Annotated in this window: 1 protein-coding gene; it reads left to right on the top strand. The window is 67.0% G+C overall.

Annotation, left to right across the window (positions count from 1 at the left end):
- The coding region (locus tag PV682_RS44160; protein WP_319738623.1) for an RNA-guided endonuclease InsQ/TnpB family protein at nt 1-685 on the top strand (685 nt) is incomplete at both ends.

The raw sequence follows: 685 nt of genomic DNA, 5'->3' as shown, positions 1-685 counted from the left end.
CTACCGGGCCTACCCGGACGCCTCCCAGCGCCGTGCGCTGGCCCGTGCGTTCGGGTGTGCGCGTGTGGTGTGGAACGACTGCCTGCGCGACCGGAAGGAGGCGCACGCGGCGGGGTTGCCGTACGTGACGTCGGCCGAGCTGTCCCGGCTGCGGATCACCCAGGCCAAGCACACCGCCGAACGCGCCTGGCTCGCCGATGTGTCGGCGGTCGTCCTGCAACAGTCCCTGCGGGACCTGGATGCCGCCTACAAGAACTTTTTCGACAGCCTCAAGGGCAAGAGGCAGGGCCGGAAGGTCGGTCCGCCTCGTTTCAAGTCGAAGAAGGACACCGGGCAGTCGGTCCGTCTCAACACCAACGCTTTCTGTCTGAAGGACGACGGCACGGTGTATGTGGCCAAGGTCGGCGACCTGAAGGTCAAGTGGTCCCGTCGGCTCCCGGCAGCTCCGACTTCTGTGACGGTCACCAGGGACAGCTGTGGCCGGTACTTCCTCAGCTTCGTCGTGGACACCGAGCCGGACATCCTCCCCGAGGCGGAGACCGACACGGGTATCGACCTTGGCCTGTCCGCCTTCGCGGTCCTGTCAGACGGGACGAAGATCGCCAGTCCGCGTTTCCTGCGCCGGGCCGAGAAGAAACTCCGGCGCCTCCAGCGGGAGCTGTCCCGCAAGGCCAAGGGGTCGAAG

The organism is Streptomyces niveiscabiei (genome assembly GCF_033794345.1).
GTDB lineage: Bacteria > Actinomycetota > Actinomycetes > Streptomycetales > Streptomycetaceae > Streptomyces > Streptomyces niveiscabiei.
Note: the sequence above shows the minus strand (reverse complement) of the source record. Positions and strands in the feature narration are given on the sequence as shown.